This is a genomic window from uncultured Lactobacillus sp. (assembly GCF_944327175.1).
In the GTDB taxonomy this organism is placed as follows: Bacteria; Bacillota; Bacilli; order Lactobacillales; family Lactobacillaceae; genus Lactobacillus.
Genome location: NZ_CALVGT010000057.1, coordinates 1 through 6522, shown reverse-complemented (window position 1 = coordinate 6522; position 6522 = coordinate 1). Strand labels below are relative to the sequence as shown.

General features: G+C 50.9%; 6 protein-coding genes. 3 read left to right on the top strand and 3 right to left on the bottom strand.

The features are described 5' to 3' along the window. Positions 1-436: 436 nt before the first annotated feature. Positions 437-1879 (bottom strand): sucrose phosphorylase, encoded by a 1443-nt coding sequence (gene gtfA, locus Q0J41_RS07645; protein WP_296228082.1) that lies wholly within the window; start codon positions 1877-1879, stop codon positions 437-439. A gap of 176 nt (positions 1880-2055) precedes the next feature. Between gtfA and Q0J41_RS07640 the strand changes: the two genes are divergently transcribed. The 3 genes from Q0J41_RS07640 (at position 2056) to Q0J41_RS07630 (ending at position 4779) form a co-directional block, all read left to right on the top strand. Continuing rightward, on the top strand, positions 2056-2970 hold the full coding sequence (locus tag Q0J41_RS07640; RefSeq protein WP_296228080.1) for a LacI family DNA-binding transcriptional regulator: 915 nt from the start codon (positions 2056-2058) through the stop codon (positions 2968-2970). A 163-nt stretch (positions 2971-3133) separates the two neighbouring features. After that, a complete protein-coding gene (larD, locus tag Q0J41_RS07635; RefSeq protein WP_296228078.1) occupies positions 3134-3856 on the top strand; it encodes a D/L-lactic acid transporter LarD in 723 nt (240 codons plus the stop codon). 437 nt (positions 3857-4293) lie between these two features. Beyond that, a complete protein-coding gene (locus Q0J41_RS07630) occupies positions 4294-4779 on the top strand; it encodes a sigma-70 family RNA polymerase sigma factor (RefSeq protein WP_296228076.1) in 486 nt (161 codons plus the stop codon). Between the two features lie 51 nt (positions 4780-4830). On the opposite strand, the gene Q0J41_RS07625 is transcribed toward Q0J41_RS07630, so the two are convergent. Further along, complete coding sequence (locus tag Q0J41_RS07625) at positions 4831-5613, bottom strand: hypothetical protein (protein WP_296228074.1); 783 nt, start codon at positions 5611-5613, stop codon at positions 4831-4833. Then, the gene (locus tag Q0J41_RS07620) at positions 5610-6380 is read right to left on the bottom strand and encodes a hypothetical protein (RefSeq protein ID WP_296228072.1); all 771 of its coding nucleotides are present in this window, start codon (positions 6378-6380) and stop codon (positions 5610-5612) included. The genes Q0J41_RS07625 and Q0J41_RS07620 overlap by 4 nt, the downstream gene beginning before the upstream one ends. Positions 6381-6522 lie beyond the last annotated feature (142 nt).

Sequence of the window (6522 nt, the reverse complement as noted above, 5' to 3'; positions counted from 1 at the left end):
TAAGGGATTCCTTTCGTATTGATAGTGTTCAAATCAATTATACGGAAAAGGAGTCCCTTTTCTTATACCCAATTTTGATTTACTTTAAGGAACTGTTCATCCTTACACATAAGATTATACGGTCTCCTTTTCACGTGCAAGCCCTTTAATTTCGCTTTAATGTTACTTTTCCAAAAACTTTACACATATATATTATGAAAAAGCCATAACGACCATTTTGGACAATGGAAAGAAAAATATCTGAGCAGACCAAAAAAGCAGCTGTTACTGGCTAGCTGCTTCTTAGGTAGTGTATATGTATGTTGTGTATATCAGGGAAAGAAAAATATAAGAAATATGAGTTATAGACAAGTTCTTTCAGCTCGTCTACGGTTCTTATAGTACACAGTAAATTTGAACAAACTATGATTGTCCCGTTGCTCTTCGGTGAACTTTTTTACAGGTCAACTTCCTGCCCGTTGACCATAATCTGGTAGGTCAAATCAGCCAGGTTGACCCGGGCCGTAGCTTGCCGGTCCTTAGCCTGGTTGACCCGGGTCAGAACGATTTCATAATCGCTTGGAGTGGCAACTTCCAGCTGCCCTGCCAGGTCAAAGGCGGCTTCGCTGTTTCTGAATTCCAGCAGCTTCAAGAGCTTGGCCACGACTGGCCGGTCAACTTCATGGGCGATCTCTTCCAGGCTGTAGTAGTGGCGGTTGATATTGCGGCCTTCCTTGCTGCTTTCCAGCAGGTCCAGGTCATTCTCCCCCGCCAACAGGCCGACGTAATAGATCTGCGGAATTCCCGGGGCAAAAATTTGCAAAAGCCGGGCCAGGAAGTATTTCCGGTCATCATTGCCCAAGGCTGAGTAGTAAGTCGTGTTGATTTGGTAGATGTCCAAATTGTTGTATTCAGCTGATGAGTACTTGCGCTTAACGTTGGCCCCAACCTTGTACAATTCCTGGGTCGTGTAGTCGATCTCTTCATCAGTCAAGATGTCTTTGGCATCGACCACACCCAAGCCGTCGTGCGTGTCCAGGGTCGTAAACTGCTTCATCGGGCACTTCTTGAGCCAGGCAGCCAGCCGCTGGCTCTTGCCCGTGTAAAGGGAGTAGAGCAGGACCATTGGCAAGGCAAAGTCGTAGATAAAGTAGCCATGGTCACTGACCTTTTTAGGCAGGCTATAGTGCTCATGGATTTCTGGCAAAATCTGCGCGTCAGTCCCAGCCAGGTCTTGCCGGACCTCTGCCAGCAGGTCCCAGATCTCCGGCTCAACGAAGAAGTCACTCGTGTCCAGCTTCTTGACCGCGTAAGCAAAGGCATCCAGGCGGATCAAGCTGGCGTGGTGCTTGGCTAACTGCTGCAAGGTTTCCTTGACGAAGCACTTGGTAACTTCCGTCCGCACGTCCAGGTCAATCTGGTCCGGGCCAAAAGTATTCCACATCTTTTCATGGCTGCCGTCCGCGAATTCCAGGTCTTCCCAAGGGGCTTTGTCCTTGCGCTTGTAAATCAGGTCCACGTCAGCCTGGGTTGGCCGGCCAGCTGGCCAAAACTTATCCCAGCTTAAAAACAGGTCCCGCCAGGGACTCTTGTCCTTGTTCTTTTGCAGGTCCAAGTAGTAGTCAGAGTGAGCTGAAATGTGGTTGATCATAAAGTCAAACATCAAGTAATACTGCTCACCCAGTTTTTCCACATCTGACCAATCGCCAAATTCCGGCGCGACTTTTTCATAAGTCATCGGAGAAAAGCCCCGGTCGCCGTGAGACGGGAAGAAGGGCAGGATGTGAATTCCGCCGATCGCCTTGGAGAAGTACCGGTCCATCACATAAGCCAGGTCATGCAGGTCATGGCCCAGGCTGTCAGGATAAGTTATCAGCATTGCTTTATTTTGGAGTTTCATTCTTTACCTCATTTTCTTTTTAAAGCGCTTTATTACCGTGCTAACCCTAGTTTACAAGGGCAGAGTTCATTAAGAAATTTCCGGCAGCTTTTTTGCAGCAAAATCTGCTTAAAAGCTTATAATATCAACTGTCAGACCAATTATTTTTTGCAGTTTGAAAGGAGCTTAATAGCAGCATGAAAGTTACCCTTACTGAAATCGCCCAGCTGGCCGGCGTTTCCGTTGCCACGGTTTCCCGCTATTTCAAGCAGCAGCATGTCAGCCCCGCCAACCAAGCCAAAATTGCCCAAGCCGCCAAAAAGTTGCACTACCAACCCAAAAAGGCCAGGTCTAAGACCATCCTGGTCCTCTTGCCCACCATCAGCAACCCGCTCTACGCGGAATTCTACGAGGCAGTCCAGGGGAACTTGGAACAGCTGGGCTATGACAGTCAGCTGCATGTCGGCCCAGCAACCGCCTACCTCAAGCACTTAAAGGGCGATGAATTCGGCGGCATGATTACCAGCTTGCCAGAAACTCCCCTGCCTTTGGCCAGAAAGCTCCCGACGGTTTCTTTTGACCGGCCTATTTCCCGGGAAATACCGCTAGTCAGCTGTGACAATTATGGCGGCGGCCGCCTGCTGGCTCAGGCTGTTTTAAAGCGGGGGGCCAGGCAGATCCTGATCCTCTGCGGCCGCCAGCAGGACCTCTCGCCGATCAATGAGCGCCTGCGCGGCATGATGGATTATTTTCAGAAGCAGCAGACCAGCTTTGAGACGGCCTATCTGGATTTCACTTCCGGCAACCTGCTCAAGCAGGTTCGCCTGGCCAAATTGCTGACGGGAAAAAAGTACGATGCCATCTGCTGCAGCGATGACATTACTGCCCTCTTGGTCAAGCAGCGGACCCGGCAGCTGGGCTACCACCCCTTGGTAACCGGTTTTGACGGATCAAACTTTATCCGCAGCTTTTTCCCCGGCCTCTTGACTGTCAAGCAGCCCTGCAAGGATCTGGCGGCCGCGGCCTGCCAACTGCTGGACCGGCAGCTGCGCCGGGGCCGGGTCCCTCACGACACCCACATTGAATTGCCGGTGTCCTTGCTGGATTTGTGAATAATTCACTTAATTTCCCCTGGAAAGCTTATTAAATCCAGCGATAAAAGCGTATTCATGCTCAAAAAATCACGACTGCCTATATCTTTTTGCCGGCTATAGGTATATAATTATTAGATGTTATGTACCTTAAAAATTATCTACTGCAAGGAGAATTAGGATTTTGATGCACAACTTGTTAAATGAGTTCCTGGCTACCGGGCTCATGATTCTTTTCGGTGTTGGCGTCCACTGCGATGACGTTTTGAACAAGACCAAGTACCACGGCTCAGGCCACATTTTCGCCATTACTACCTGGTCATTCGGGATCACTGCCTGCCTCTTCATCTTCGGCGGCGTTTGCATGAACCCAGCCATGGCTCTCTGCCAGGCTATCCTGGGCTTGATCCCATGGTCCAGCTTCATCCCTTATACTTTGGCTGAATTAGCTGGTGCCTTTGCCGGTGCTCTTCTGGCTTACTTCATGTACGCTGACCACTTCAAGGCTTCCGAAGACACTATCGACGGCGTGGCTACCCGGAACATCTTCTCCACCAACCCTAACCTGCGCAACCTGCCACGGAACTGGATGGTCGAAATGATCGCCACTACCATCTTCTTGAGTGGTATCCTGGCTATCGTGGCCAAGTTTGAAAAGCTTGGCTGGACTCCACTTCTGGTTGGTCTCTTGGTTTGGGCGATCGGTATGGGCCTGGGTGGTACTACTGGCTTCGCCATGAACCAAGCCCGGGACTTGGGCCCTCGTCTGGCTTACCAAATCCTGCCAATCAAGAACAAGGCCAACAACGACTGGCAATACGGCCTGATCGTACCAGGTACCGCGCCATTTGCCGGTGCCGTACTGGCTGCCGTGTTCGTCAAGTACTTCTTGAAGCTGACTTTCTAATTCAGCTAAAGGCTTAATAAGAAAAATACTGAACATAAAAGAAAAAAGCGCTGGACCGCGACGTCCAGCGCTTTTTCGCGTAAAAAAATAGATATAGATGCGGCCCGGAGGCCGCGTAATTTGCTTGTCTTGGAAAGAATAAAAAAGGTATGGAATCATAGATCAAGATCTCTTGATCTATGACTTAAATGATACGGGGGAAGTATGAATGATCTATGACGACTTTCTTGCTTTTCTACTAGGAAAACCTTTATTTTTTACCTGGATTCAGCTCCTGAACTCACCCTTAAACAGCCGTTCTTACATTTTCTTCAAAGTGTAAAGGGCGGAAAAACGGGCTTACTGCTCCCTCGCTCCCGGTCAGCACTCATTTGGCAAAGCCCTTAAGCTAATACTTGCAAGGCGCCGAGCAAGAAAAAATTAAGGAGTGCGAAAAAATGAACATGCAAATCAATCAAGCAATGGACCAAGCCTGGGAAAGGCGGAAATTAGTCGCCGGAGCCTTGAAAACGGCCCATGTCTACCGGAAGTGCGCCGATTACGAGGATCTTTTTCAAGAAGGCCTGATCGTCTACGCCCAATGCCTGCAAGAAATGGCTGACCAGCCGCGGGAAGAAGCGGACAAGCTGGCCTTCCGCAAGGTCTACTGGCGGATCCTTGACCTGCTCCGGCAGAAAAAACGGCAAAGAGACCACGACGAGCCGCTGCTGGCTGCCGCCTTCGTCGGCCAGGCTGACCAGCATAATCTGCTTCTTAAGGAAGCCTGGAAGAAGCTGTCGACTAGCGAAAAGCTGCTTTTAGGCCAGAACCTCCTGGCTGGGCGCAGCCTCAAGGAAACGGCTGACTTAATGAATATTCCCTACCGGACGGCCAGCCGGATTAAGAAGCAGGCCCTGGAAAAACTCCGCCGGCAGTTAGCCTGAATTTTTTATAAGGAAGCAAAGCAAAGCCCCCGCGATCGCGGGGGCTTTTCGTTATATTCTGAACAAGAACTTTTTCTCAGCCTGCTTTAAGGCATAGTCTAAATCATCTGGCAAAAGAGGCAGGCCGAGTTCATCCAGTAGGATCTGCTTTAAGACTGCCTTCTCCTCTGCCTTGATCTCAGCTAAAAGCTGCTTTAAAGACGGGACCCGGCCAGCCAGGTCAGCCTCAACCGCCTGCTGGTAGCTGGGGCCGTAGAGCAGGTTCCAGTCACCTTGCCGGCAAACCGGGCAGCCCAGCTGGCCAGCCAGACCATGAAAAAGGCTGCAGTAAAGGGCATTGTGCTCAACCGCTTCTTCCACTTGCCGGCTGGCATTGGCATAGCCGCGCTGCAGCTGAAAGAAATAGCAGTTGACCCCGGCCAAGTCGGTCATGAGCATCCCGTCCTGGCAGGCTTCCATCCCCCGCATCTGCTGCAAGGCCGCCAGGTCCACCAGGCCGGCGTGGAAGGATTCCGGGGAAAAAAGCGCCCCGTGCCCCGCTGAAATCACGTGCTGCTCCCGGATTCCCAGGAGCTTGTAGAGCTTGTCCTGCAAGGGGTAGCCGCCGGGCAGGTCTTCGTTGACGAAGTGGGCCAGCAGGGTCTTGGTCGTGGCCTTTAGGACAATCTCCCCCTGCTTCCGGTCGATCAGCAAGGTCCGGTAAGAAGCAGCTGGCCCCAGGTCATAAGCCAGAATAAAGTCCGGCCCAAGCCGGTAGCTGTCTAGCTTCTTGGCCTTGATTTTTCCTTCGGCTAATCCCGCCTGGTAGTACTCCCGGCTGTAGACCGTCATCATTTGAAGGCCTCGTGGCAGACTAAATTCCGCCTTAGAATCGTCTTTAAAGGAATCGCGGCCAATTTTTTCGATCTTGCTTCTGCTTCTGGCTCTTTATCCTTGAGCAGGTAGCGCAGGACATAGTAGATCCGGGGATCTTTTCTCCCGCTAGAGATTTGAAAACCCGCCAGTTCCACGCCCGGGCCGTAGTGTTTGCCGAAATATTTCTCTTCATACAAGGGGCCAAAGAGGTCAAACCAGCTCCTGAGTTCTTCCCCATCCACTTCTTCTCCCTGCAACAAGGCAGAAAAGGCCGCCGGCTGCTCTTGAAGCCCGGCAAGCTCTTTGATGTGGACCAAGTCTGCTTTGTTATCATTGGTCAAAAAGCAGGCGTTGTTGCGGAAATAGACCCGCGGTCCGTAAAAAAGGACGTATTTCTTAGCCGCTTCAGTCTGCAGGATAGCCAGCTGGTCAGCTGTCAGGTCCCAGACCCTTTTCCTTTTCTTGGCAAAAAGCTGCAGAAGCAGCCAGGCCAGCCGATCAGCGTCAGAAGTAGCTTCTATTTCAGTTTGCAGAACCTGCTTGACTGCCTCGCGAAAATTCTTTTGCAATTCATCCAGGGCCTGGCTGATTAAAGGGACGTCAGCTGGCTTAATCACGTTCAGTCTTTGCTTGTCCAGCAGCAAATCGCTTAAACAAATATCCTTGTTTTCCAGCTGGCGGCGCAAGCTGGCTGACCAAACCCGTCCCGCCAGCTGCCGCTTAAGTGCCTCTTCAACGTCTTCCATTTTCCTTTTCCTGTATTCAATGATTGTCAATGGCTGGCAAGCCCGGGATTCCACCTATTTCAATGGGTGGAGGGATAGGGCTTGCCAGCCTCTTTTTACTTAAATTCGTACAGAGAAAGCTTTTGCTCTGCTTTTTGCCAGT